Origin of the sequence: Ochrobactrum sp. SFR4 (genome assembly GCF_019730395.1) — a bacterium.
In the GTDB taxonomy this organism is placed as follows: Bacteria; Pseudomonadota; Alphaproteobacteria; order Rhizobiales; family Rhizobiaceae; genus Pseudochrobactrum.
Genome location: NZ_JAAPBB010001233.1, coordinates 1 through 243, shown reverse-complemented (window position 1 = coordinate 243; position 243 = coordinate 1). Strand labels below are relative to the sequence as shown.

Below are 243 nucleotides of genomic sequence, written 5' to 3'. Positions count from 1 at the left end.
ATAAATATACGCTTCTCTGCCCGGTCTGATGACCATTGCACAGATAATACCACCCATAACGGAACTGGCGATCAGCACCCAATAGAGACCGGTGCTCTGCTCATTATAAATACCTAAAGCCTGAAACATACCCGTTGCTCCGGCCGTCTGCTCGGAAAGCACCAGACGAAAGACCAACAACATACCGGCAAACGTCAGCGTCTGGCGACTTGTCAGCCAGCGGATATTGAGCAACGGGTTTTC

1 pseudogene is annotated in these 243 nt (G+C 50.6%); it reads right to left on the bottom strand.

Annotated elements, in window-relative coordinates:
- Positions 1 to 243: pseudogene (locus HBA93_RS22965) on the bottom strand (MFS transporter); the annotation flags it as partial.